This window comes from Chryseobacterium wanjuense, assembly GCF_900111495.1.
Taxonomy (GTDB): domain Bacteria; phylum Bacteroidota; class Bacteroidia; order Flavobacteriales; family Weeksellaceae; genus Chryseobacterium; species Chryseobacterium wanjuense.
Map to the genome: position 1 here is coordinate 91799 of NZ_FOIU01000003.1, position 24859 is coordinate 116657.

Annotated in this window: 26 protein-coding genes; 8 read left to right on the forward strand and 18 right to left on the reverse strand. The window is 35.9% G+C overall.

Annotated elements, in window-relative coordinates; genetic code table 11:
- The first annotated feature begins 3 nt into the window (after positions 1-3).
- Entirely contained in the window at positions 4-363 is a 360-nt protein-coding gene (locus tag BMX24_RS16915; RefSeq protein WP_089794866.1) for a helix-turn-helix domain-containing protein, read from the forward strand.
- A gap of 303 nt (positions 364-666) precedes the next feature.
- Here BMX24_RS16915 and BMX24_RS16920 read toward each other — a convergent pair whose 3' ends face one another.
- From BMX24_RS16920 to BMX24_RS21065, 3 genes are all read right to left on the reverse strand, one after another.
- Positions 667-1653, reverse strand: a complete 987-nt coding sequence (locus BMX24_RS16920) for a hypothetical protein (RefSeq protein ID WP_139176872.1) — start codon at positions 1651-1653, stop codon at positions 667-669.
- Positions 1654-1702: 49 nt separating this feature from the next.
- Entirely contained in the window at positions 1703-2443 is a 741-nt protein-coding gene (locus BMX24_RS16925) for a hypothetical protein (RefSeq protein WP_139176874.1), read from the reverse strand.
- A 345-nt stretch (positions 2444-2788) separates the two neighbouring features.
- Positions 2789-3235 (reverse strand): hypothetical protein, encoded by a 447-nt coding sequence (locus BMX24_RS21065; RefSeq protein WP_139176876.1) that lies wholly within the window; start codon positions 3233-3235, stop codon positions 2789-2791.
- A 1592-nt stretch (positions 3236-4827) separates the two neighbouring features.
- Between BMX24_RS21065 and BMX24_RS16935 the strand changes: the two genes are divergently transcribed.
- The 4 genes from BMX24_RS16935 (at position 4828) to BMX24_RS16950 (ending at position 7959) form a co-directional block, all read left to right on the forward strand.
- The gene (locus BMX24_RS16935) at positions 4828-5415 is read left to right on the forward strand and encodes a DUF6759 domain-containing protein (RefSeq protein ID WP_089794874.1); all 588 of its coding nucleotides are present in this window, start codon (positions 4828-4830) and stop codon (positions 5413-5415) included.
- Positions 5416-5782: 367 nt separating this feature from the next.
- A complete protein-coding gene (locus tag BMX24_RS16940) occupies positions 5783-6787 on the forward strand; it encodes a hypothetical protein (protein ID WP_089794876.1) in 1005 nt (334 codons plus the stop codon).
- Positions 6788-7270: 483 nt separating this feature from the next.
- Positions 7271-7582, forward strand: coding sequence for a hypothetical protein (locus tag BMX24_RS16945; protein ID WP_089794878.1), 312 nt, complete (start codon positions 7271-7273; stop codon positions 7580-7582).
- Entirely contained in the window at positions 7579-7959 is a 381-nt protein-coding gene (locus BMX24_RS16950) for a helix-turn-helix domain-containing protein (RefSeq protein WP_089794880.1), read from the forward strand. Before BMX24_RS16945 ends, BMX24_RS16950 begins: the two co-directional genes overlap by 4 nt.
- A gap of 390 nt (positions 7960-8349) precedes the next feature.
- Here BMX24_RS16950 and BMX24_RS16955 read toward each other — a convergent pair whose 3' ends face one another.
- Positions 8350-9723: an MBL fold metallo-hydrolase gene (locus BMX24_RS16955; RefSeq protein WP_089794882.1), complete on the reverse strand. Its 1374-nt coding sequence runs from the start codon at positions 9721-9723 to the stop codon at positions 8350-8352.
- A gap of 260 nt (positions 9724-9983) precedes the next feature.
- Here BMX24_RS16955 and BMX24_RS16960 point away from each other — a divergent pair, with 260 nt between their 5' ends.
- Entirely contained in the window at positions 9984-10664 is a 681-nt protein-coding gene (locus BMX24_RS16960) for an outer membrane beta-barrel protein (RefSeq protein WP_089794884.1), read from the forward strand.
- 602 nt (positions 10665-11266) lie between these two features.
- Here the strand turns inward: BMX24_RS16960 and BMX24_RS16965 are convergent.
- The 7 genes from BMX24_RS16965 to queG all read right to left on the reverse strand — a co-directional run bounded on the left by BMX24_RS16965 (position 11267) and on the right by queG (position 16833).
- Positions 11267-12049, reverse strand: a complete 783-nt coding sequence (locus BMX24_RS16965; protein ID WP_089794885.1) for an NAD(P)-binding domain-containing protein — start codon at positions 12047-12049, stop codon at positions 11267-11269.
- 162 nt (positions 12050-12211) lie between these two features.
- Positions 12212-12820: a hypothetical protein gene (locus BMX24_RS16970; RefSeq protein ID WP_089794887.1), complete on the reverse strand. Its 609-nt coding sequence runs from the start codon at positions 12818-12820 to the stop codon at positions 12212-12214.
- Positions 12821-12953: 133 nt separating this feature from the next.
- Positions 12954-13616 (reverse strand): succinate dehydrogenase cytochrome b subunit, encoded by a 663-nt coding sequence (locus BMX24_RS16975; protein WP_089794889.1) that lies wholly within the window; start codon positions 13614-13616, stop codon positions 12954-12956.
- 96 nt (positions 13617-13712) lie between these two features.
- On the reverse strand, positions 13713-14174 hold the full coding sequence (locus BMX24_RS16980; protein WP_089794891.1) for an SRPBCC family protein: 462 nt from the start codon (positions 14172-14174) through the stop codon (positions 13713-13715).
- A gap of 12 nt (positions 14175-14186) precedes the next feature.
- The gene (locus BMX24_RS16985) at positions 14187-14801 is read right to left on the reverse strand and encodes a murein L,D-transpeptidase catalytic domain-containing protein (RefSeq protein WP_228404895.1); all 615 of its coding nucleotides are present in this window, start codon (positions 14799-14801) and stop codon (positions 14187-14189) included.
- A 42-nt stretch (positions 14802-14843) separates the two neighbouring features.
- Complete coding sequence (locus BMX24_RS16990; RefSeq protein ID WP_089794895.1) at positions 14844-15527, reverse strand: TIGR02117 family protein; 684 nt, start codon at positions 15525-15527, stop codon at positions 14844-14846.
- Between the two features lie 361 nt (positions 15528-15888).
- Positions 15889-16833, reverse strand: coding sequence for a tRNA epoxyqueuosine(34) reductase QueG (gene queG / locus BMX24_RS16995; RefSeq protein WP_089794897.1), 945 nt, complete (start codon positions 16831-16833; stop codon positions 15889-15891).
- A 123-nt stretch (positions 16834-16956) separates the two neighbouring features.
- Between queG and BMX24_RS17000 the strand changes: the two genes are divergently transcribed.
- Together BMX24_RS17000 and BMX24_RS17005 are read left to right on the forward strand one after the other, a co-directional pair.
- Positions 16957-17256, forward strand: a complete 300-nt coding sequence (locus tag BMX24_RS17000) for a rhodanese-like domain-containing protein (RefSeq protein ID WP_089794898.1) — start codon at positions 16957-16959, stop codon at positions 17254-17256.
- Positions 17257-17287: 31 nt separating this feature from the next.
- Positions 17288-17905 carry an HD domain-containing protein gene (locus BMX24_RS17005; RefSeq protein WP_089794900.1) on the forward strand — a complete coding sequence of 206 codons (618 nt, stop codon included), beginning with the start codon at positions 17288-17290 and terminating at the stop codon, positions 17903-17905.
- Positions 17906-18100: 195 nt separating this feature from the next.
- On the opposite strand, the gene BMX24_RS17010 is transcribed toward BMX24_RS17005, so the two are convergent.
- The 7 genes from BMX24_RS17010 to BMX24_RS17040 all read right to left on the reverse strand — a co-directional run bounded on the left by BMX24_RS17010 (position 18101) and on the right by BMX24_RS17040 (position 24855).
- Entirely contained in the window at positions 18101-18880 is a 780-nt protein-coding gene (locus BMX24_RS17010) for an alpha/beta fold hydrolase (RefSeq protein WP_089794902.1), read from the reverse strand.
- 15 nt (positions 18881-18895) lie between these two features.
- Complete coding sequence (locus BMX24_RS17015) at positions 18896-19885, reverse strand: NAD(P)H-dependent flavin oxidoreductase (RefSeq protein WP_228404897.1); 990 nt, start codon at positions 19883-19885, stop codon at positions 18896-18898.
- An 80-nt stretch (positions 19886-19965) separates the two neighbouring features.
- A complete protein-coding gene (locus BMX24_RS17020) occupies positions 19966-21336 on the reverse strand; it encodes a peptidylprolyl isomerase (RefSeq protein ID WP_089794904.1) in 1371 nt (456 codons plus the stop codon).
- Positions 21337-21423: 87 nt separating this feature from the next.
- Positions 21424-22347, reverse strand: a complete 924-nt coding sequence (locus BMX24_RS17025) for a PfkB family carbohydrate kinase (protein WP_089794906.1) — start codon at positions 22345-22347, stop codon at positions 21424-21426.
- Positions 22348-22371: 24 nt separating this feature from the next.
- The gene (gldD, locus tag BMX24_RS17030) at positions 22372-22929 is read right to left on the reverse strand and encodes a gliding motility lipoprotein GldD (RefSeq protein ID WP_089794908.1); all 558 of its coding nucleotides are present in this window, start codon (positions 22927-22929) and stop codon (positions 22372-22374) included.
- 313 nt (positions 22930-23242) lie between these two features.
- On the reverse strand, positions 23243-24286 hold the full coding sequence (gene mutY, locus BMX24_RS17035) for an A/G-specific adenine glycosylase (protein WP_089794910.1): 1044 nt from the start codon (positions 24284-24286) through the stop codon (positions 23243-23245).
- Positions 24287-24396: 110 nt separating this feature from the next.
- Positions 24397-24855 (reverse strand): hypothetical protein, encoded by a 459-nt coding sequence (locus BMX24_RS17040; protein ID WP_139176878.1) that lies wholly within the window; start codon positions 24853-24855, stop codon positions 24397-24399.
- Positions 24856-24859 lie beyond the last annotated feature (4 nt).

The following is a 24859-nucleotide window of genomic DNA, read 5'->3' on the forward strand; positions in this document are numbered from 1 at the left end:
GCTATGATGACCAATATTACAAAACAAAAGCTGGTTGCTAAGCTTGACGAATTTGAAAAATCCGGCCTTTATCTTAGAACTAACTTTTCTCTTTCTTATCTTACTATGTATTGTGAAACAAACAGCAAATATATTTCTTATTTGATTAAAACCTATAAGGGCAAGGATTTTAATAATTACATCAATGAACTCAGAGTGCAGTATATTCTAGAAAAACTTCGTACATGCCCACATTATAAAAATTATAAAATGTCTACCCTGGCTTCGGAGGCAGGTTTTTCATCACCCAATAAATTTTCTATGATTTTTAAAAAGCATACTTCATATTCACCTTCTATTTTTATAAAGTGCATGGATAAGTAAATTGCAGAATTAGAATTTAGATATAGCAGCGGGGATATTATTGATCAAAATTTGTTCTAGTATTTTAAAGCAAGTAAAAACAATTATAAAAAGTAAATCCTTAATTTATAATCAGCTCAATTTCGCCGGTTTTTTGTTTCCAAACATAGTAATCAACAAACCGGTGAAGTGATATTTTGAAGCTAATAAATTATTTTTAATCAATTTAAACAGACTTTAAATTTTAAAATATCTAAAGTCTGTTTTGTAAATAATTTTTGCTCCAAAGAGCATACGTATTCCTAATGACTAAATGCTTTATTACTATAATTTTGTAATGGCCAAATTACCTAAAGAGATAATATCACTTGTATCACCGTTATATTGAGCTCTTATCCTGAGTTTATCCCCTGCATTTAGATTCCCGGTCCAGAATAAACGGTTCCCATTATCAACATCATTAAATTGTGCCACACTGATATCTGTGATCACTTTTGTCCAACCAATTCCACCATCTGTACTTTTTTCGACATGCATCATTGTCCAGAAAGCTGAAGTTGAGGTAGTGCTGGCGGTATGAGTATTGGCTATCTGAAAATTAAAAGTGTAGGTTCCTCCCATATTGGCAGGTACTGTGAAAACATTATTCGTCCAGGTATTATGTGGGTCATAATTTTCAACGGTAAACTGAACTATTGTCAGAGCATTTATACTCCCTGCTATATTTTGATTTCCTGGTACAGAAACACTTATTACCTGTTTAGGTATGCCTAAACTGGAAGTCGGCAGAGGAGCCCATACCGTACCATTGAAGGCAAGCAAATCATTTGCTATGGGAGCTGCAGCAGAAAGAGGTTTTCCCTGCAGGGCGGTAACTGCGGTTGTGTTACTGTTGGCTGCCGCCGTGACATCTCCGCTAAGGGCGGCTCTCTGGAAGGAAATCCCGTTCAGAGGAATGGAAACTGAGCCTGTATGTTCGGTCACTGAAAATCTCTGCCAGACATTCCCATCAAAATAATAATAACCCGGTACTGTAATATTAACAGTTTTAGGGGACGAAATACTTACTGCAGAGGATGCATAAACAATCGCACCGGCAAGTGTACCGGTGTACTGTGTATCTGCCAACTTAATCTGATTACCTGTAAGGCGGGGAGCGATAATGCCTTCGGGTCTGCTGCCGTCCGTGGTTTTTGCGACGATATCCAGAGTAGCTTTAGGATCTGCACTGTTGATTCCGATCTGTGCCAAAATGAATGTGCCCGGCAGTGTAAGTACAGATACAAGCATTTTTTTAAAGAATTTTTTCATTTTTATCAATTTAGTTAGTTTTTTTATAGATGGTTTTACATCTTTCAACTTAAAACTCTTCAAGAATCATGGATTCCTTTATTCCGGATACATCGGAAAGTGTGCATGTAAATCGCAATATAGCTCCCGTTTCAAGGTCATATACATGATACACATTATATTCATCGGCACCGCCAGCATAATTGTCGTCCAGATTAGTCCACATATTCGGAGTTATACTCTTTACAGTTCTTTTCTGGTATACAGTTGCAGATGTACCAACCCCATTTTGCCCCCAATATTCAACATCCCAGATATTAAAAGCTCTTGTTACTCCATTATTCACTTTGATCTGCCATTCCCCTCCAACAGTTGCTGTTCCGGTATAGCGAAAAGAATATGCTCCTGAACCACTATTAAGGACAAACGAGGGACTTGCACTAACCATTTTCTGCTTAGTTACAGAAACTCCTGCAGATTCTGTATTCCCCGAAATTATAGTCCCGTTTGCATCCGTAGCCAGTATCGCTGCAGAAGGCAGCTTAGTAAGCCTGACACCGGAAGAATTGTTTATACCGCTGTTTACTTCCAGGTTTTCCGCAGGAACAACTGTTCCTACCCCTAATTTTCCTTGCGGAGTAATGACCACATCATTAGCCTGCTGTACCAAAGTAGGAACTCCGGTTGCGGCATTATCTTTAGCTCCATCAATGTGGAAAGTACCCTGAGGATTTGAAGTATTAATGCCAATCTGGCCGTTTACAGGGCTAAATAAGCAAGATGCTGCCAACATGAAAAAAAGTTTAGACATAGTTTTGTATTTAGTTTTATATGTTATAATGAGAACTATACAGAAAGGATTTCAAGCCGTGCTTTTAAGAATACATTTTGGGATCATGAGGATCATTCTTCAAAAAAATATTAGAACGATTATCTTTTCCAATTAACGTACGCTGAATATCAAAGAACAGCAATTGTATTTTTTTATAATTGAGGAAGACATCAAATCACATCAGATAAATACAATTTAATATCTGAGCCTTATAAAATTTTTACAAATAAGAAAAGTGTGATGTCCAAAGAATACCTAAAATAGATAGCAATGCAAATGCGTTGCATCTACAGCAGTTATTGACATAGAAAAAGTTTTATTTTTTTAGCGGATTAACTTTACAGCCATTGATACTTTTTGGGCAATGCCGGCAGCGGCAGCAGGGTTAAAAGTATCGCTCAGAAACAACGATATAACATCACCGGAATTCAGAGTGAAGAAATTAGTAGTAGAGACATCCGTTCCCATTGAAGCTATAGGTGAACCATAATGAGGAGAAGCTATCTCGGTTCCATTCTTACGTATTGACCAAGTTGTTAAATAAGGACTGGTAGTGCCTTGTGACCAGCCACTTATAGTAATTTCGTAAAGTCCGGAAACAGGTACACTTACGGTATCAGCTGTTATATCCACGGCTCCTCCCTGCCCGACAACAGTTCCTGCTGTAAAATCTATTTTACTGGGTACTGTAGTGGCTGCTCCTGCCCTCAGCAAGCCTAACCAAGAACCTGCTAACGCATTCCACGTTCCTACTCCATTAGCATCACTCATAAGGACCTTATTAGCACCTTGGGTTCCGTCTGTTATTTTAATAGCACCATTTACATTGCCATTGTTAATGTCAAGTTTTTGAGCAGGTACAGTAGTCCCTATTCCTACACTTCCAGCAGAGGTAATGATGACATCGTTAGCCTGTTGCAAAGAGCCTGGAACTCCCGTTGAAGGATTGTCATTGGCTCCGTCTACATGGAAGATATTCTGAGGGTTAGGTGTATTTATACCAACCTGAGAAAATATAAATAAAGGAGCAATAATAAAGCTTAAGGTAACAAATTTTTCTTTCATATGTTATTTTAACAAAGTAAAGATATATGAAAGCATGAATATAGAAAAACACTAGTTATACCATTTTCAAGAAAATGATACCTTTAAAAAACTTCATTTACAATCGATATTGATTTCTTAATTATAATAGGAATCTTGTAAAGATCACTTTCTTCTGGTAACAGAACAATGTAACTTTCTAAAGCTTATTCATAATCTACCCCTTACCTGCTCCCTCATTGTTTTGGAACATTATCAGTCTAAGCAGAATTAGTACTCCGATTGTGTTTATTTTTGATTATTGTATGATGATAATGTGACCAATAAAGTCAAACATAGACGTGATTTCAAAATTATTGAAAAGATTGCAGAGGCAGGGGGAAAACCTGCGCTCTGCAATCAAAAGAAACCATGAAAACTCTAATAGTTTCAAATTGTTCTGTTAATATCAATTTGAAACTTAACAATTAAATAAAACTGAGATTTTTCTGAGTCAAAAACTATATATATTACAATTTGTTCAATTAGTAAAAAATCCCGGTAGGTTTAACCTTCAAATATTACTACCGGGATACAACTAACCATTGGACGAGAGTTACTCTTATAACTTTTTTGGATCTAATCTGCTCGAGGTTTCATTATTTAACAGCTATCTACATCATTCTCCCTGATTTGCAATTCATTTAGTTATAATGCATTCAGTTGCTTCCGTTCATTCTTTTTTCCCATATTCAGCACATTCAAACATCATCAATATTGTTTTATTTTTACTGATTTCCAGTTTACTTACACTAACAACTGAAATAAGATTATTTTTTGCTAGTCAGATTAATGATTTATGTTCAAGTTTCAAGCTTAATCTGTAGACAAGAATAGGAAAGAATTTTCACGCTTAAAAACGATAGTGTTACCATTTTCCTTAAAACGGTAACACTACTGCTTTTTTCATACTAAAGTTCGGTGTAATTTTACCCTGACCATTTTAATAACCAAAAAAACTAAAATTAAAAAACTAATAATATTCAATACATCATGAGAAATCCCAAAATTCCAATACGTAAGATTCGTTCTGTTTATTCAGACTTTTATTTTTTAGGTTTCTTTATCTCAAAATAACAATTCGCAGTTGCGCAAAACTATATCGTCTTACTCTTCAAAGCACACGTCATTTGAGGAATATCCTTCCTAAACATACACTAAATACATGATTACAATGATGATATTATTAAATCATTGGAATAAGCGATGAAGAATGAAGAACGGACCAGGTGTTTCAACATCCGGGAATTATCTTAATTAACAATAAAAAACACATATCAATGAAATCAATTATCCAGATTATACTGTTAGTATTTTTCAGCTTTCTTTATGGTCAAAAGAGTCTTAAAAACATATTAAAAAGCAATAATATCATTGAAATAGAGACTTTTCTAAAAGCAGCACATCCTGATGATCCGAGGAGGAATATTTTGAAAAAAAAACTTATAGATCTTAAAAATTCATCATGGACAAAACCGGGAATTGGTCCGTCAATGGCGGCCCGGCCGATTGTAAATAATGCAGAATTTTATGTGGATGAAGAAAAAGAAGAGTTTGACCTTCTGATTTCGGAGACTTCCAATCAGCATAAAGAAAAGACCGTCCAGTTACTAAACGCATTATTTGCCACCGATCTAGAAGGAGAATCAGCAACCTTTCTGATACAAAACAGAACAAAATGTAACATCATCTTACGAATACAGCCGAAAACAGATGATAAGATAGTATATAACCTAGCAGTGAAAGGGCAAGCAGAGAATTTCATTACTTTAAAGAAAGGACAATACTTAATCAAAGGAAAAATATGCGGTCAATTATACAGCAGTGAAAAAGAACTCAGTAAAAGCCTTCTTATAGAATTAAAATAAAAGCAGGACAGGTGTATATGTCCTTTCAAACCAGCTTGTAGAAGTAAAAATATTTAACTTGAAAAAAACACGATTCTTTAAAATGCATTGATGACACCAGGAATAGCAGAAGTTATTTCTTCTGCTATAGATCCTGGGGCTTGAGAAAACTGACTGAATTATTTATAAACTATAATACATGATAAACAAAATGCCCCCAACACAATTAAACACCTGTAAACAAAATACTTACATTTTTCAAAACAGTCTATTCCAGAAGAAAAATAGTAATGAGTTTTCCCTTGATTAATCAATTCTTTGTTAATGAAAAAATTGTCAGTCGAACAAATATTACTTCACAACCCTCAGATTATAAAATACCTTACAAATGAAAAATAAATTTACCTTGAATATTGCAGCAATGCTTTTAATATCAACAAATTTTTATGCGCAAGACGGAAGAATAGGAATCAATACCCCAGATCCCAAAACAACATTAGACGTAAACGGTAAAACGGATGCTTCCGGAAATGTCCTCACTATGGATAAAACGGGTCTGCAGGCACCACGACTGACCCGTGCGGAACTTACAGCCAAGGGAAATACGTTGTATGGTGCTGACCAGAAAGGAGCATTGGTTTACATTACAGATGTCTCAGGAGGAGATACTTTAGATCAGAGAACAAATATTACGACCATTGGTTATTATTATTTTGACGGCAGTATATGGAACGGGTTAAAAAATAATACAGCTTCTTATACACCAGGAGACATCAAGCATTCTGTAAAAGCAGCAGACCACGACGGATGGTATCTTCTGGACGGGCGAACAGTCTCCAGCCTTCCCGCGAATGCTCAACTAGCAGCAAATAATTTGGGGTTTACCGTCAATATTCCCGATGCCACAAACAGGGTTCTCAAAACGAAAACTTCCTTAGAAACTCTTGGCACGACAGGCGGCAGCAATACGCTGAATATTGCCCAAACCAATCTGCCTAATATTAATTTATCTGGCTCCATATCGGGTACGGCTCAAGCAAATGGTGATCATTCTCATGCTTTTAGTGCCACAACATCATTGGCGGGAATCCATGCACATGGGCCGATAGCTGGAACCGGGTTCTTATTAGGAGGGACTACCATAGGTAATAATGGCACAGGAAATTATCAGGGAAACGGTCTGCAAAGTTCGTGGGGAGGTGTAGGTCTTGGGGGCGCAACAGCAAATGCCGGAAACCACACCCATACTCTCTCCGGAACTACGGCAAATACCGGTTCTCATACGCATACTGTAAGTGGAACGACAACAGTATCTACCGGAGGAGCTAATACGGCCATGAATAATATGCAAGCATATCTGGTTGTTAATACTTTCATTTACCTTGGTCTATAAGAAAGTAAAAACTGTGGAGATTGCTTAATGGAATTCACAGACATCAGCAATTAATCACATAAGTAGGATAAGATTACATTTTTTTAATTAATGTTCCTCATCCCGGTGTAAGGTTAGATTTTATCCTCCAGTACTTTTCATCACCGGGATGTTTCTTAGTTCATTTTGTAAGCAGAGGTTTTTCCACAATACACCTGTTTTCAAAACCGATGTCACGATTTATATTTGAAGTTTATTGGTACACTTTATTTGGCGTGGTATTGATGACCACCTATTGATGTAATCTTCCCATGACTTGCTCTGATATCTGCAGATGCTGTCCTGAATTTAATCAATAAAAAAATGAAGCTCCTATTTGTTCAAATTTCAATAATAAAGAACAGACAGTCAAACATTTAATCTGACTAACATCACATTTCATCGTGACGTATATCATCTTATCTTCAACAGGGTTTGCTCACCTTTGAAAAAACTTATAACAAAATGAAAACACATGTAGAATTACAAAAAGATGTTCAGGATACCATGACATGGGAGCCTTTGCTGAATTCAGTAGTAATCGGAGTAAAAAAACGGCAGGCAGAACATGCTGTAAAAAATGTTTTGAGAGTAAAGGCTTTAGTGGAAAATATTGAAGACAGGCTACCCCATCCACAGTCAAAAAATGATATAGAAATTGTCGGTAAATTATTGCTGTATTTAAAGCAATACGTCCCAGAAACAACCGAAATTTCGATTTTGAAATTCGACATGAACACCACCATAAGTACAAATTTTAAGACAATTCTGATATGATGACCAATATTACAGAACAAAAGCTGAGTGCTAAGCTGGAAGAATTTGAAAGATCCACCCTTTATCTTAAAAATAACTTTTCTATAGCTTATTTAGCCGTATACTGTGGAGTAAACAGCAAATATCTTTCTCATTTGATAAAGAAACACAAGAACAAAGATTTTAACAACTACATTAATGAACTGAGAATAAACTACATCATAGATAAACTTCGGAAATGTTCACATCATAGAAATTATAAAATAGCAACTTTGGCTGAAGAAGCAGGTTTTTCCTCCCCAAATAAATTTTCCGCGGTTTTTAAAAAACACACTTCATTTTCACCTTCTTTTTTTATAAAATGCCTGGAGAAAAAACTTCCTGAATATATAATTTAGACGTAAACTATGAAAAACACAATGACAGAGATAGGAAAAGATTACAATTTTTAATAAATGTTGCTTGCCTGATAAAGAATCAGACGGAAACGGATACAAGGTGGAAAAAACTTTTTCCGGCTTGATAAATTGTATGTAAACCTGAGTTCGTGATAAGACATTTCTGTTTTTAATAAGGTAAGGAAGCCTGAAGAAGGAAATTATTGAGATCACAAAAAATAATTATATTTTGGTTTTGATTAATTTTCGTAACTCTGACTAATTCAATTGTAAGAAACTATCACTCTAATAGTAACTTCAAGCCTCCCTCTTCCAGCTTCCGCCATATTAATCTTAATTTTTTAACTCATATTAAAGTATATTCTGTAAACAGCTATAATACGCAGCCTATTACTTAGACATAATCTGATTAATGGCTGCATACCCGCCTTCTACCTCCGTAAAGTTCGTGTACCCTCTTCTATATAACAGGCTTGCTGCTATCATACTTCTATAACCTCCCTGACAATATAAATAAAAATGGTTTTGATTATTGATTTCCCCGATCCATTGGTTTATATCCGCTAAAGGCTTATTATATGTTCCTTTAAAAGAATATTCTGAGTATTCACTTTCTTTTCTCACATCAATGGCCAGGACACCATCATTCATTTTAGTAACAAATTCCTCTGCAGAGATACGATGAATGCGACATATCTTTTTCCCTGCTTTTTTCCAGGTTTCAAATCCGCCTTCCAGATATCCTATTACGTTATCAAACCCTATTCTACTCAGGCGGGTGATGGCTTCTTCGTGTTTTTCGGTATCAGCAACCAGTAGAATCGGTTGTTTTACATTTTGTATCATTGCTCCCACCCAGGGCGCAAAGCTTCCTTTCAGTCCAATATTTATCGAGTTCTCTATAAAACCTTTAGAGAATTCGCCTCCATCCCTTGTATCCAGAATGATTACATTTTCATTATTCGCTTTAGCTTCAAATTCCTCTGCCGAAAGGGGTGACATTCCACGGCTAAAAACATTCTCAAAACTTTCATACCCCGCTCGATTCATAACCGCATTCATTTCAAAATAGCCTGGCGGAGGAGAAAGACCATCAAGTACTGCCGAAATAAATGATTCCTCGTTTAGCTGATTGAGGGCGTAATTTACCTTTTTCTGGTTACCCAAAGTATCCGAAGTTTCTTTCATCATTTTTTTCCCACATAGCGAGCCCTCTCCATGACCGGGATAAACAATAATCTCATCTGCAAGTGGTAAAATTTTATGATATATACTTTTATAGAGAACTCCAGCCAATTCTTCCTTAGTCATATGGGCTGCTTTCTGAGCCAAATCGGGTCTTCCAACATCTCCCAGAAACAGGGTATCACCACTGAATAAAGCGGTTTCCTTACCTTCTTCATCAATGAGCAGAAAACAGGAGCTTTCCATAGTATGTCCGGGCGTATGAATCACTTTTATGGTGACATCCCCTAATTTAAAAATCTCATTATCTTCTGCCACGTGGGCTGCAAAATCGGGTCTAGCAGTTGGCCCGTACACGATAGATGCTGAAGTTTCATTAGCCAGATCCAGATGTCCGCTTACAAAATCAGCATGAAAATGCGTTTCAAAAATATATTTGAGTTTTACTCCGTCATTTTTCAATCTTTCCAGATAGGAAACTGTTTCACGCAACGGATCAATAATAGCAGCCTCTCCTTTCGAAGTGATATAATAGGCCCCATGAGCCAGACAACTTGTATAAATTTGTTCTACTTTCATTCTTTCAGATATTTAATGTTTCAAAAAAGCAATTTTTCATCTCGTCTAGTACACCTGCACCAGACAATACATAATATCAAAATAAAATCCTATTTATTTTAATTAAATAACTATATTTTTTTGTTTTTATAAAATTATCACTAATATTTTAATATTTTATTGAATTAATGATAAATATCATAATGACAATTATCACCAATAATCATGATTGATGATTTCTAAAACATTTGGAAATTTGAGTATCTCTAAATGTTTATATCATGAAAAAAATCGTATTGATGAGTGCACTTGCTATTGCAGGATCATTCAGTGCACAGGAAAAAAACCCAGGATTAAAAGGTACTTGGTTTGCAACTGCCCAGATGGGATATCAAAGTACAAAAGATGGGACTGAAAACGGAAAATCATCCAGTACAACAATTTTACCTGTTGTTGGATATTTCATCGCTCCATCCACAGCTCTTGGAGTCGCTGTAGGAAATATCGGAGTTAAATCAGAAAATCAGCTCGGATCTGATGTAACCCTGAAAACCAACCTGCTTGTTATAGAGCCACTAGCAAGGAAATACTGGAATATTCATGGAGGCTTATTCTTTTTTGGGCAGCTAGCAGTTCCCATGATTACTGGAAAGACAAAAGTTACCGTTAATGGAGAATCTGTAGCTGACAGTGATATCAAGATCAGCCAATTCGGGCTGGCTCTGTCCGGAGGTCTGGATTATGTAATGACAAAACACTTCACCGTAGAATTTTCCTACAACCTGGCAAATCTATCCTTCACCACAATTAAAAATTATCCCGGTACAACAAAGGATATTAAAACCACAGATTTTGCATTGGCGCATGTTGCTACAGTTACACCTCAATACAATGCCGCCATATTTGGTCCATCGGGCACTGCCATTGCTCCATTATCGTTTGGATTCAAATTCTTATTCTAGCTATAAAAAACTTACAAATATTTTCGACTATAATAAAATATGGCTTTTTCATAGAGCAGTTATTTGATGTAAGCTCTTTGCTTATACAAAGAGCTTACTAATTCAGATATACATAATGCATTCCTTCACCATTGCTTACATATATGATTAAGGGAATACTTATATATAACTTACAGACAGGAAAATAGCATCATTTTAAAACAGTTTATCTTGAACAGCTTCCTCCGTCGTCCTTAATCCCCAATTTATAAAGGATTACATATATTAAACACCAATTGGTAAAAAAACTTTGCAACTACAAGAAACTTAATGCTAGGTTTTGAATAGCCAGTTCTTATTTAATTTGGCTTAAACGAATTAAATTATCGATAAAAGTGTTTGTGTAGACGTGCGTAAACGTCACATGAGAGGATTATTAATTTCTAAAATTCTTTCCAAATCTTCCACCAAATGTTTTGATATTTCTTCGGTTATGGGTACTAAGCAAAATAGCGCAGACTGAAAAAGTCTGCGCTATTTTCATTTTAAAGCTTCCGGATTAAAATAATTCATTTTTTAATCACGCTTCCCTCTTATCTTTTAAAATTAGAAATCAATAAAAATTAAACACCCTCCGTAAATTTTTTCGGATCAGGGTAAACATAGGAGAAACCAAGATCTTTCTCTAACGATTTTGAGATAATTTTTCTGCCTTCCGGAAGAAAATCGATCGGAACAGATAATCCTTTCTGATAATTAATAACTTCCTGTTTCATCGGATGCCACGGCGCGACAACATTGTAAGTTTTTGAAGAAATATTTTGTTTCATCATCGTTTCTATGATCCGACAAATGTCGTGATAATGCACATGATTAACGATCTGTTCAGGTGATAAAATGTTATAATTACTAAATACCCGGTTATCTCCCATCAAACCGCCTAATCTCAAAATATTAACCTGAGAAAATTTTTCTTTCACTAATTTTTCGACATTCAACATACTTGGATTCAGTTGTTCGTCTGGTAAAGTGTTTTCCGAAATCTCTATCGGCTCTTGAGGATAAATCCCTACTGAACTCATTAAAAATAGCTGACCTTTAAAACCTTCAATATACAAGCTTATATTTTCAAAACGGTTGTGCAGTGATTCTGTCGTCATTTTCTTTGAAAAGGGCACCGTGATGATGATTACCTCCGGATTTTGGCTTAATAAAGTGGGTTGAAAATATTCACTTATCTTTTTACTATCGGGAAAATCCACCAAAAAAGGCTGAATACCAACTTCCTGAAGCTGTTCAGCTTTTTCCTGGGTTCTTGTCGTAGCAGAGATTTCGTACTCCGGCTGCAAGTGTTTTGCAATACGGGATCCCAACCATCCACATCCGATAATTCCGACTTTTAACATTGCTTAATTTATATCTGCAAAATTACGAATTACAAGGTTGTAGTTACGGAAATTTAACGTTGAAAATAAAAGATTGAATTTTTTAATTCAATCTTTTTACAAAAATAAAAAACCTCCGGATCAATTGATTCCAGAGGTTATATGTATGCTTATTATTTTTAATTATAATTCTAAAAGTCCATCCGTAAGGCTTTTCCACTGTATTTTAGAAAAACCGAACATTCCGCCAAGTGCGATGAAGATATTTCTTATTTTATCTAAAAATCTGGCTTCGAAATTAGGTCTTTCGTTTCTCCCGTAAACAGCTGCTTTTATATAATTTCCTTCCCTGGCAATCATAAAGCACGAACTCGCCCGCGCTCCATAAAAGTGAGCAATATGAAAATTTTTCATCTGTCCCGGAATATATGACGGACTGCAGCACATGATTATTTTTTCGTAGCTCTCTTCTTTTTCACTGAAAATGCTGGTAATTTTCACCCAGTCATATCCTTTGGCTTCCGCATCTCCCAGTCCGGGAATGTCGATTCTGATAAAATCTCCGATTTCCGGTTTTCGGCTGAGATGATTTCCGTAAGAATCATAGAGTTGAAAATCAGCAAGTTTTTCGCTGCAATAGCTTTTCCATTGATTGACAGAAAAAAATTTCTCCTTCAAAATCTCAAATTTTTGAACTGCTACTGATGAATTTTCAAATACTTTCTGACTTTCTGTATCATGGAAACCACCATTCTTCTGTTGTGGAACACCAGAAATTTGTTTCGCTTTCATAATTTAAAATTTTATTACCTATCAAATGTATTAATCTCCTCATAAGATTATTATGAGTGAAATCATATCGTATGAATTAAATCGCTGAAAATCAAAAGAAAATAGGTATTAAAAATCTGTTATTGTGCTATTTTTAATGTGCAAAATGATGAAACAAAGCAATAAAAATAAAACATGAAGGAACCACAATCGCAAAATATCTCCCGAATTGTGCTAAGGCTCTCGCATACCGGTTATTAAAGCCCACCGACTGCATCGATGAGTAGAAACCGTGCCACAAATGAAATCCCAACAATACAAAAGCACAGCAATACAAAAACGTACGAACCGGGCTTTGAAATTTGTGCACCAGCTCTTCATAATAGCGTGTTTCGTTCGGAACATTCATTTCAATAAATTTGTAATTCAGTTCCTGAAACCAGAAATCATACCAGTGTAGGCAGAAGTAAGAAAGAATCACGGCACCGGAAATAATCATATTCCTCGAGCTCCATGAGCTGTTGGCGGAACTGGCATTGCGGGCGTAGCCAACAGGTCTTGCCTTACGGTTTTGAATTTCCAGGATAAATCCCATCACAAAATGAAAAACCAACCCGAAAATAAGTATCGGCTGACCGATATATTGTACCAGCCAATTGTACCCCATAAAATGAGAAATCTGGTTAAAAAGATCTCCGCTGATCACCGAAGTAAAATTCAGTGAAACATGAAGCATGAGAAAACTGATGAGAAAAATGCCGGAAAGTCCCATTGCAACCTTTCTTATGATCGATGAATTTAGAATTTGAGCTGCCATATTACTCTGATTGTTAGTCTTTTTAAAGTTACTAAGATTTTTTGATCTCAGTTATATGACAATCCAATTTCTGATATTGGACAAGTTTTTGAAAATTTATTTTTTATTAAACCTTTCTTCAAGAACTTTATACCGGTAGTTGAAAATATTTTCCAGCTTTTTCTTTACTAAAACAGAATGGGCAATTTCACCCAGAAACCCGAAAGGCAATTCGTAATCCACCGTATCTTTCATTAAAACACCATTTTCATTTTCAATAAACTCATGATGATGATGCCAAAGTTTATACGGCCCTTTCTTTTGAAAATCGGTAAAGCTTTTCTGAAAATCTACCTGGATAATTTCCGTCTGCCATTTCATTTTAATTCCGAACAAAGGTGAAACATAATAATCGATGGTCATTCCTTCATAAATTTCGTCGTTGTCAAAATGCGTTAAAACAATGAAGTTCATGTCTTTCGGAGTGATTTCGGAAAGATTGTTTGCGGAAGAAAAAAACTTCCATGCAGTTTGTATGTCGCAGTTTAACTGTTGCTCGCGATAAAACTGATGTTTCATTTTTCTTTAATTTTAATCATAAATCCACATCAAAACAGGTTTTTTAGAATTCTGAAGCATTGGATCAATTTCCCTCATGGCATTATTGGAAATCGTGGGACAACCCCAGCCCTCGGGAGAACCTTCAGGGAAAACATCATCATCACTCATTAAATTCCAGGAATGAAAAACGATGAATCTTTTCAATGCATTGCTATTGGTTTTTTCAAGACCGTGCATTAAATATTTTACATTAATTCCCCAATCGCTGTATCCTCTGCCCTCAAGTTTGTACTTGCCCAAAGATGAAAGATGACTTCCGTCTTCATTGCTGAATTCAGGATCGTTTTTGGATCCATCGCTGCTCCAGGGATTTGCTCCGCAGCCGTGACCAACCAGATATTTCTTTGAAACAGAATTATTTTTAAAATCCCAGATCAGCAATCTCTTTACTCCCGAATGAACACTCATATCAATCAGAATGCAAAAATCTGTATTAAAACCTTTTGACAGGCAGAATTTTAAAGCTTCTCCGGCCTTAGATTTTGCTTTGTTGACATTAATTTCAGGTTTCTTTTCAATCTTTACAACTTCATGATTATACTCTGTTTTGATGGTATCATTCTTTTCCGATTTACATGAAAACAAAAACAGAAATACAAAAATTAGACTAAAAATTTTCAACGGATTTTATTTGTAATGTAAAAATATACCGGAATCTGTAGGCGTCCACAATGCAGCTTTTTGTCCCGCAGCTTTCAGGGCGTCGTTTGCCCAGGTGTTGCAGGTATCGAGAAAACTGTATTTTCCTTTGGCATCGTAGAAAGCATCATTATCGCTGTAGACCGCATTGGTAGGAATCAAAACGAAGTTGCCCTTTTCATCCCGGTCGAATTTATTTTCAATAAATTGTACCAGTTTCTGGTATTGATCTCTGCTGATCATGATTTTCTTACAGTCGCTACCCTCCTTCATTTCTTTATAATATGTGCAGTGCATCGCCGATTCACTCAACCAGAATGCCGCTTTAAAAGCCGTAGAAAATTTCAGATCTGCCCAGGTCGGTGTATCAAGATAGAAGCCTTTATCGCCCCATCCGATCCCGACATAGCTGTAATCTGTTTGTTTTGATTTTGTATTATTAAAAGGGATTTTTGCAGTCCAGTCTTGCAAATCGTTTTTTACAGGCATCACAATATCAGTATGAACCCCGTTTGTATAAATATAAATCGGGACTTCTTTTTTCTGTCCGTCATCCTTCGCCGACACTTCTATAAAGGGCAATAAGTATCCCAGAGCGGCATATAAAATAACAATTCCAACGACAATTCCTAAAACTTTTAAAATGAGAAACAGCATTTTTTTCGCAGTCATGTTTTAATTCAGATTAATAAAATTTAATTTATAATTTTTCGTAAAAGTATTTGTTTTAATCGAAATTTTCGCTAAATTTAAGTACGAAATATTCACAAATATGCACAAAAACACGAAATCAAACAAAAGATTTAAAATAAGAGTAAAAGTAGCTCCAAAAAGAATACAAAAAAAACGTTGATTTTCGGTGAGATTTGATCTCCTGAAAGTCAATTTTTCTTTTTAGAAAAAGCTTTTTCAAAGATTCTTATGCAAAAAATCTTTACCTCCTTAAAGCAAGAAATTTAAGGAATGGTCGATTAACCGCTTTATTTTGGAACATTAAAAATTCCAAACGAGGATTTATCACCAAAAAAATCAACTAATTCTTATCCGAAGACCCTCCCAAAAATTCAATATTACGCTTTAATCCGGCAAATTTGGTTCTCTTTACGGGCGATTTTCTGAAAATTTCCGAGAACAATTCCTGGGTAAGTTCCTTCCATTCTCCTTTTTTGAAATTTTTAAGCGCTTCATTCGGTGCAAATCTGCTTTGAAGATTAGGCACTGAAAACCGATTCCACGGGCAAACATCCTGACAGACATCGCACCCAAACATCCAGTCGTCCATTTTATCTTTGAAATAATCGGGAATTTCGTTTTTTAATTCAATCGTTGCATAAGAAATACATTTGCTTCCGTCGATGATTTTATCTGAAACAATCGCGTCGGTGGGACAAGCGTCGATACATTTTCTACAGGTTCCGCAATGGTCGGTCGTTTCATGGTCTGGAATAAGCTCCAAATCGCAGATGATTTCCGCCAGAAAATAAAATGAACCGTTTTGTTTTGTAATTAAATTAGCATTTTTTCCAACCCACCCGATTCCGGATTTTTTGGCCCAGCTTCGTTCCATCACCGGCGCAGAATCTACAAAAACACGAAATCCGAAAGCTCCGATTTCTTCCTGAAGCTCGGCAATCATTTCGCGGAGAATTTCTTTAATCACTTCATGATAATCTTCTGCATAAGCATATTTTGAAATCTTAAAATTCTCTAATGCTGAAATTTTTTCTTTCGGGAAATAATTATAAGAAAGCGAAATCACCGATTTTGAACCTTCTACCAACAATCTTGGATCGAGTCTTTTATCAAAATGATTTTCCATGTATTTCATTTCACCATGAAAATTATTCTTCAGCCAGGTTTCCAAATGTCGAGCATCATCTTCCAAAAAATCTGCTTTGGAGATACCACAACTTTGGAACCCAAAACTTTTTGCTTTGGACTTTATTAATTGAGAATATTTTTCAGCGTTTGAATTCATGATTTTTACATTGCAAAACTAAGATTATTTTATAAATTTGTTTGGGCTTTGAATGATCGAATTGCTGTATGGCTGTTTTTGATGGTTCAAATCTAGTTTTTAACTCTTAAATATTAATATATTATGTCTTTATCAGAAGTTTTAAAATCAGGAAACTATGAATTAATCGACGTTCGCGAGCCAATGGAGCTTGAAATGGACGGAAATATAGAAGGTGCGAAAAATATTCCATTGGGTGAAGTAGAGAACAGACAAGATGAGATTCTTTCTATCGAAAAACCTGTTGTGATCTTCTGCAGAAGCGGAAACAGAAGCGGAAAAGCACTGGAATATCTTAATTCTCAAGGTTTGAAGGACGGCTACAATGGCGGAGGCTGGGCTGAACTGAAAGCTACGATCGAAGCAAATCAAGGAACTTTTTAAAGTTCCTTTTTTTATTTTTAAAATTTTATTGATGGAATTAAAAGAAATATTTTCACAAAACTGTTTATTATTCACTAAAGATCAACATCTTATTGAAAATTTATGGTCTGAAATCGAACAAAAATATTCTGAAAAAAGCAGATATTATCACAACCTTGAGCATCTGGAAAATATGTTTTCTGAGCTTGATGCCGTGAAAGACAGACTTGAAAATTATTCTTTTATTTCGTTTTCTGTCTTTTATCATGATGTGATTTATGATGCGAGTTCAAAATCCAATGAAGAGAAAAGTGCCGAGTTTGCGAAAATCCGACTTGAAAAATTACATGTAGATTCTGAATCCGTTAAAAAAATTTCAGAACAGATCATTGCTACAAAAACCCATCAGAAATCTGAGGATAATGATACCAACTATCTTCTGGATGCCGACCTTTCTATCCTAGGGAAAGATTTGAAAACTTATATGGATTATACGAAGAAAATCAGAAAAGAATATGCTATTTATCCCGACATATTTTATAAACCGGGAAGAAAGAACGTTTTACAGTATTTTCTTAAATTGAAAAATATTTTTAAAACTGAATACTTTCACGAAAAATATGAAGTCCGGGCAAGAGCGAATATTTTGTTTGAGATTGAGAGTTTGTAAAAGGTTTATGTTTTGGCTAAAGCCCCATTATTGCTGAAAAATTAGGCGGGCTAAAGCCCGCTCTTATTGATGTTTTGAGTTTTTTTATGTTCTTAAAGTCTATTTTTATTTGACCACCCCGTCAAAAATTCTTTGAATTTTTGCCACCCCTCCAGAGGAGGGGAATTTATGACGCGCTAAAAATTCACGATTGACTTATTGACTATTTACTATTCTGTTGATAAACTCAGCTGATTTTCCCAAAACAACTTCCGGGACTTCCTTGTGTGGCGTATGTCCCACGTTTGGAATGATAAACTTTTCCGCACTTCCGCTGACCTGTGAAATTGTTTTTTCAACCTGATTCAAAGTGCCGTATTCATCATTTTCTCCTTGAATAAATAAGAGTGGAGCTTTACTATTTTTTAACATAGATTCAATATTCCAGCTTCGGAAACGGTCGCTGAGCCAGATTTCGGTCCATGCTTTTACCATCATATCCACCTTATCTCCGTGATATTTTTGCAAACGTTCCGGAAGACTCGTTGTTTTATAGGCTTCAAAAGCATCAGAAACACCTTTTACCGTCACGTCTTCCACAAAGATATGCCCAGCTTCACAAATGACAGCTTTTGTCTTTTCCGGGTACTTAGAAGCCGAAATCAAAGCAATGGTTCCGCCATCGCTGTGACCGAAAAGAATCATTTCTTTTATCTCTAATTCATCGAGCAAATCATTCAGCAGGTCGGCTTCCGTTTCCATATAATCATTGTCTCTTTCGTAAGTAGGCATCGGGGAAGATTTCCCATAACCCAAGCGATCATAAACCAGTATATTGCATTGGGTTGCTTCACTTAATTTTTCAGGAAAATCCCTCCAAAGCTGTGTGCAACCCAGAGAATCATGTAAAAAGACAATTGTTGGTTTATTTTTAAATGAATTCGAGTATTCTATATAAAGTTTTTTACCATTTACATCGATAATCCTTCCTTCCATTAATTTTAACTTTAATTAAAAAACAGGCATTTTGGCGTCTTCAAATTCCTGTAATAAATTTCTGAAAACCGTTTCCACAGGAAGCACTTCATCAATCAAAGCTGAAACCTGGCCGATTTCCAGTTCACCTTCTTCCATATCGCCTTCAAACATTCCGCGTTTTGCCCTTGCTCTTCCTAAAGATGCGATCAGTGATTCTTTATTTCTACCGATATTATAAATCTCTTCCAGCTCATTAAAGAACTTATTTTTAACCATTCTTACCGGAGCTAATTCCTTCAATGTCAAATGAGTATCACCCTCCTGAAGTTCTGTAATTTTCTTTTTCCAGTTGTCATGAGCACTGGCTTCAACGGTAGCGGCAAAACGGGATCCGATCTGAACTCCGTCTGCGCCGAGAATCATGGCTGCTTTCATCTGGGATCCTAAGGCAATTCCGCCGGCTGCAATCAAAGGTTTTGAGATATGTTTTTTTACATTGGGAATCAGGCAGAAAGTGGTCGTTTCATCCCTCCCGTTGTGGCCTCCTGCTTCGAAACCTTCTGCAACTACGGCATCGACACCCGCGTCTTCACACTTCATGGCAAATTTTGTAGATGAAACCACGTGCGCCACCTTCAATCCTTCTTTTTGTAAAGTTTCTGTATAAGTTTTCGGGTTTCCGGCAGATGTGAAAACAATTTTCACCCCTTCCTCCAAAATGATCTGAATAACTTCATCCAGATTCGGGTAAAGCATAGGAACATTCACCCCAAAAGGTTTGTCCGTCGCCTGTTTACATTTTTGAATATTTTCCCTTAAAATATCAGGATACATGCTTCCAGCACCGATCAACCCTAATCCTCCGCAATTGGAAACCGCCGAAGCCAGCCTCCATCCGGAATGCCAGATCATTCCTGCCTGGATGACCGGATATTTAATTGAGAAAAGTTCTGTGATTCTATTTTGCTGTGACTGCATTTCCTGAAGCTTCTTTGCTGTATTAAAATCTATAAAATTACCCATGCTGTAAAAATACTAAAAACAAAGATTCCATAAGAGTTTTGAACATAAAAAAACCTCCAGAAATTCTGAAGGTTTGTCATTTATTTTTTAATTGAATCTTTTTTCCAGCTTCCTTTAAAGTTGCAGGAATCGTAACGGCCATCAATAGAAATAAACGTGGTCGGAAGTTTTGAATTGACAAATTTTTCAACCATTTCATTTCGTTTTTTATTGAGCGCCATCTGCTTGATTCTGTCGTAATCTGTTTCCAAAGTAATCTGGTGTGCAGGAATTACGTCCTCAATTTTTACGATTTTTACCACTTTTCTCTTTCTTTCATCTTCATCGTCAAAAGCTGTGGTAATGTCTCCTTTGTTCAAACCAGCCAATTCGTAGCTGATGGTTCCGGGAACAGATTCTCTTTCAATCTTGTTAGAACCGTCTGAGCCGGCAATTACCCCTGCGTTGAACTTCGTTCTTTTGTCGTCAGAATATCTGAATGCAGCATCTTTAAAAGTAATTTTACCATTACTGATTAAAGTTCTGATACTGTCTAATTTATTTTTTGCCGTTTTGATCTCTTCATCCGTAGGCGTCGCCATTAAAAGAATATGTCTTGCGTCATAGATCTTTCCTGATCTTTTCACCAACTGAATGATGTGGTAACCAAATTCTGACTCGACAGGATCTGAAATTTCACCTTCCTGAAGGTTCAGAGCGGCAGCCTCGAAAGGTTTTACCATTTGTCCTTTAGAAATATTTTTCATCAAACCACCATTTGAAGCCGAACCTGGATCTTCAGAATAGATTCTTGCCTGGCTTTCAAAAGTTTCTCCTCCTTCGATATCTTTCTTGATTTTTTTAAGCCTGTTGATCAAATCCTGCTTATGAGCTTCCGTAAGCTTAGGATACATCATAATCTGAGATAATGAAACCTCATCTTTAATCTCTGGCAGCTGTGCTTTGTATGTATTGTAAAAATCGGTTACTTCGTTAGGAGTAACGTCTGCTTTTTCAGTAACTCTCTGGTATTTTGCCTGTCCGTAATATGTATCTGTATCGATCTTTTCGATAGCATTTTTCATTTCGTAACCGTTTCTGAACTTATATGCAGCCAACATCGTTTTTTCGTCAGGGAACTGAGAAAGCAACTGCTGATATTTTGCGTTAGCCTGCTCTTTGATCGCAGCAGAACGGTTTTCAATTAAAGTATCTTTTTTCGCTTCGTATACCAGAAGTTTGTTATTCAGAAGGTTTTCCAAAAACTCACACTTATCGATATTAGAAGCTCCCTGCTGTTTTGCATAATTCATCTGCTCATTCACATCAGATTCCAAAACGATTTCATCACCGATTACAGCAGCAATACCATCCACTAATTCTCCCTGTTTTAGCTGAGCTTTCACCATATTTGTCGCGAACAACATGATGAAAATTCCAAAAAGAAAAGTGATCTTAAGTTTATTTGTCATTTTACTATTTTAAACAAGTTGCAAATTTAGAATTCTTAATGAATTACACTAAATTTTTTATTATAAATATTTCTTAAAAAGACGTATTTATTGTACTTCGACGTCGAAAGTGGTCAATTCTTTAAATTGTCTCAATCTTCCGAACATATCAGATTCTTTTACTTCCTCGATTCTTTCCGTTCCGAATTTCTCAACTGTGAAAGAAGCCATTGCAGAACCTACAATTAATGCAGATTTCATTGTTTCGAAATCGAATTTCCCTTTTTTCGCCAGATAAGCTGCAAAACCACCCGCGAAAGTATCTCCCGCTCCCGTAGGATCGAAAACTTCTTCCAAAGGTAACGCCGGAATGGCAAATACTTTATTATCATGGAAAAGCAAAGCCCCGTGTTCCCCTTTTTTAATGATAACATATTTTGGTCCCAGGGTATGAATCTTTTTAGCTGCTTTTACCAGAGAATATTCTCCTGAAAGCTGTCTTGCTTCCTCGTCGTTGATCGTGATCACGTCTGTTTTAGCAATCATATCCATCAGAATATCCCAAGCAGAATCCATCCAGAAATTCATGGTATCGAGGATAACCAGTTTCGGACGGTTGTTCATTTTTTCAAGAACTGAAAGCTGTACTCCCGGATGAAGGTTCCCTAACAATAAAATCTCCGCATCCTGCATAGAATCAGGAATTTTCGGATCAAAATTTTCCAAAACATTTACTTCAGTTGCCAAAGTATCTCTGGTATTAAGATCGTTGTGGTATTTTCCGGACCAGAAGAACGTTTTTCCTTCTTTTACGATTTCAATTCCTTCGATATTGATATCTCTGTCTGTAAACATATCAAGGTGTTCTTGAGGAAAATCTCCCCCAACAACAGAAACGATTCCGGATTTTACACCCAAAATAGATGAAGTGATCCCGATATAGGTCGCTGCACCTCCTAAAATTTTATCAGTTTTTCCAAATGGCGTCTCGATCGCGTCGAACGCAACACTTCCTACAACTAAAAGTTTCATATTTTTTTCAAAGTATTATTAAAATTATTTTTTCCATTCAAATGTGTCGAGCAGATGTTTCATATCTTTTTTGATATAATCCACCGCAGGAGCCAAAGAATCTGGCTTTGGTCTTGTATTAAAGTATAAATAAGCCGTCACGAAATGTTTCGTGCTGTCTGTAATGTAAAATTGAAGATTGGAAGCGCTCTGCCCTTTCAGCTCGTAAAAATTCCCGTATACCTTTTTATCAGGATATTCGAAGGATTTTGTATCGATGGCACTTGCTTTAATCGTATGTTCGTAAACCATTTTTTCCGCTTCCCTGATGTGCTCTGCAAAGTCATTCTGTATCGGATAATACGTCACGAAAATCTTGGCTTTCATTTTCGGATAGTTCAGATAATACCAGCAAGGCTTTTTGGCATTCGTAATTTTAGCAAAATCAGAGTATTCAAATGTATACGCACAATTGTTTTCAAATTTCTGATATTTTGGTGCCGGATATTCCAGACGAAGTTCTCCGTAAGGCTTCGGAACAGGATCTTTTCCGCAGGACATCAAAAGCAATGCTACAAAAATAAAAATGACGTTTTTAAACATTTTGCAAAAGTACAAATTAGATTTCAGATTTCGGGAGACAAATTTCAGGATTTCAATGGGTTTATGTTGAATTTGCTAAACTTAAATTTTTGTGATATTTGTTTTAACGCAAAGGACACTAAGTTTCTTTTTGACAACTATACGTTTTTAAGTTCGCAAAGGCGTTTCACTTAAATAAGATTGCAAAGATTTCTACTGATCGCTGTCATTCAGAACACAGACTGAAGGTCTGCGAACGCAGTTTAGAAGCGGAGTGAAGAATCTCTATCCACAATTCTGTAAACTTCTATCTTCTAGCATCCATCTTCCATCCTTAAAGAATTCTATACGCCGTATCATAATTTTGAATATAATTTTCCAAAGGTTTTGGGAATGATCTTTCGTGAGAGCCTTCAACATCGGTAACAATGAAATTATTTTCAGCAATAAAATCTTTCCAGATATCTTCTGAATCAACCTCAACGTTAAAAATTTCTATACTTAAATTCTTGTGTGTCAATTTATGATTAACCGTTTTTACACTTTTAATGAATGAAATTAATTCATCAGAAATAACAGGTGGAAATTCAAACAATTTTTTCCAGATAAAATCATCTTTTCTCTGTTGAATTAAAAATTTGCCGTTTCGGTGAACGAAATAATATTTTAATGATAAATCTTCTGCTTTTACTTTTTTCGTCTTAACAGGAAATTCTGAGATTTTATTTAATGAAAAAGCCAGACAGTCTTCATGTAAAGGACATTCTCCGCAGAGAGGATTTTTCGGTTTGCAGATTTCGGAGCCCAAATCCATCATCGCCTGGTTGAAATCCCCAACATTATCGGGTAAAATCAAATGAGCCAGTTCAGAAAAATAATTGAAAGCCCTTGAATTTGAAATATCAAAATCATCTGCAAAAATTCTACTTAAAACACGGTAAAAATTACCGTCAACAGCCGGAATTTTTCCATCAAAACAAATACTTGAAACTGCCGCCGCTGTATATTTTCCGACACCTTTTAATTTTAAAATTTCTTCGTATTCGTGAGGAAAAGTGCCGTGATAATCGTTCATGATCTGCTGAGCCGCCCTATGAATATTAATCGCCCTGGAATAATATCCCAATCCTTTCCAATAGAGTAAAACTTCGTTTTCTTCGGCTTCGGCCAACGTTTTTACGTCCGGAAATCTTTTAATAAAATTATTGTAATGATTCAAACCCTGATTGATTCTCGTCTGCTGAAAAACAATCTCACAAATCCAAATCTTATAAGGATCTTTTGTCTGTCTGAAAGGCAGATCTCTAGCGTTTTTCTGATACCAGTTCAGGAGTTTGCTGCCGATATGTTTGAAGGTTGGGGTTGCTGTTTTTTCCAAAAAATGCTTTGCTTTAATTTTGAGAAATTATGTGTTCTCATTTTAAACCTTCAAGGTTTTAAAAACCTTGAAGGTTTAAATTTATGATAAATATCTGCAAAGATAAAATTTTATTTACCAGCTTTTACAGAATAAACCGGAGCTGCTTTCAGCCATTGGTATTTCAGATTCATTTCTTTGGCGATGAAACGATAGCCCTGTAATTTTTTAAGGTAAACATAAGATGTAGAATCTTTTTTAAACCTTAATTCCTGATTGGCAAGAAATTGAAACGGAAAACTCACCACAGAATCCCTGGTCGTTTTTAACACCTGCCCTGAATTAACCTTATAAATAAAAACCGATTTTCCGCGACCTAAGGACTTGTCAATCAATTTAATATTTGAAGTTGAAACCACCATATCGCTTTCGTCGAAACATTCCTGAGGTTTCATGATATAGGCCTTTCCTTCTTTCCTTTCGTTGGCAAAAAGGTCGATTTTATGATCGGTCTGTACTTTTTTGTCGTCGCAGCTTACAGCAAAGATCATGAGAAATATGGGCAAAAAGTGTTGTAACCCGCCTTTCATATTC

Excerpts from the sequence above, each read along its gene's own strand:
- BMX24_RS16915 (WP_089794866.1), top strand. The coding sequence starts at position 4 with ATGATGACCAATATTACAAAACAAAAGCTGGTTGCTAAGCTTGACGAA.
- BMX24_RS16920 (WP_139176872.1), bottom strand. The coding sequence starts at position 1,653 with ATGAAAAAATTCTTTAAAAAAATGCTTGTATCTGTACTTACACTGCCG.
- BMX24_RS16925 (WP_139176874.1), bottom strand. The coding sequence starts at position 2,443 with ATGTCTAAACTTTTTTTCATGTTGGCAGCATCTTGCTTATTTAGCCCT.
- BMX24_RS21065 (WP_139176876.1), bottom strand. The coding sequence starts at position 3,235 with ATGAGTGATGCTAATGGAGTAGGAACGTGGAATGCGTTAGCAGGTTCT.
- BMX24_RS16935 (WP_089794874.1), top strand. The coding sequence starts at position 4,828 with ATGAAATCAATTATCCAGATTATACTGTTAGTATTTTTCAGCTTTCTT.
- BMX24_RS16940 (WP_089794876.1), top strand. The coding sequence starts at position 5,783 with ATGAAAAATAAATTTACCTTGAATATTGCAGCAATGCTTTTAATATCA.
- BMX24_RS16945 (WP_089794878.1), top strand. The coding sequence starts at position 7,271 with ATGAAAACACATGTAGAATTACAAAAAGATGTTCAGGATACCATGACA.
- BMX24_RS16950 (WP_089794880.1), top strand. The coding sequence starts at position 7,579 with ATGATGACCAATATTACAGAACAAAAGCTGAGTGCTAAGCTGGAAGAA.
- BMX24_RS16955 (WP_089794882.1), bottom strand. The coding sequence starts at position 9,723 with ATGAAAGTAGAACAAATTTATACAAGTTGTCTGGCTCATGGGGCCTAT.
- BMX24_RS16960 (WP_089794884.1), top strand. The coding sequence starts at position 9,984 with ATGAAAAAAATCGTATTGATGAGTGCACTTGCTATTGCAGGATCATTC.
- BMX24_RS16965 (WP_089794885.1), bottom strand. The coding sequence starts at position 12,049 with ATGTTAAAAGTCGGAATTATCGGATGTGGATGGTTGGGATCCCGTATT.
- BMX24_RS16970 (WP_089794887.1), bottom strand. The coding sequence starts at position 12,820 with ATGAAAGCGAAACAAATTTCTGGTGTTCCACAACAGAAGAATGGTGGT.
- BMX24_RS16975 (WP_089794889.1), bottom strand. The coding sequence starts at position 13,616 with ATGGCAGCTCAAATTCTAAATTCATCGATCATAAGAAAGGTTGCAATG.
- BMX24_RS16980 (WP_089794891.1), bottom strand. The coding sequence starts at position 14,174 with ATGAAACATCAGTTTTATCGCGAGCAACAGTTAAACTGCGACATACAA.
- BMX24_RS16990 (WP_089794895.1), bottom strand. The coding sequence starts at position 15,527 with ATGACTGCGAAAAAAATGCTGTTTCTCATTTTAAAAGTTTTAGGAATT.
- queG (WP_089794897.1), bottom strand. The coding sequence starts at position 16,833 with ATGAATTCAAACGCTGAAAAATATTCTCAATTAATAAAGTCCAAAGCA.
- BMX24_RS17000 (WP_089794898.1), top strand. The coding sequence starts at position 16,957 with ATGTCTTTATCAGAAGTTTTAAAATCAGGAAACTATGAATTAATCGAC.
- BMX24_RS17005 (WP_089794900.1), top strand. The coding sequence starts at position 17,288 with ATGGAATTAAAAGAAATATTTTCACAAAACTGTTTATTATTCACTAAA.
- BMX24_RS17010 (WP_089794902.1), bottom strand. The coding sequence starts at position 18,880 with ATGGAAGGAAGGATTATCGATGTAAATGGTAAAAAACTTTATATAGAA.
- BMX24_RS17015 (WP_228404897.1), bottom strand. The coding sequence starts at position 19,885 with ATGGGTAATTTTATAGATTTTAATACAGCAAAGAAGCTTCAGGAAATG.
- BMX24_RS17020 (WP_089794904.1), bottom strand. The coding sequence starts at position 21,336 with ATGACAAATAAACTTAAGATCACTTTTCTTTTTGGAATTTTCATCATG.
- BMX24_RS17025 (WP_089794906.1), bottom strand. The coding sequence starts at position 22,347 with ATGAAACTTTTAGTTGTAGGAAGTGTTGCGTTCGACGCGATCGAGACG.
- gldD (WP_089794908.1), bottom strand. The coding sequence starts at position 22,929 with ATGTTTAAAAACGTCATTTTTATTTTTGTAGCATTGCTTTTGATGTCC.
- BMX24_RS17040 (WP_139176878.1), bottom strand. The coding sequence starts at position 24,855 with ATGAAAGGCGGGTTACAACACTTTTTGCCCATATTTCTCATGATCTTT.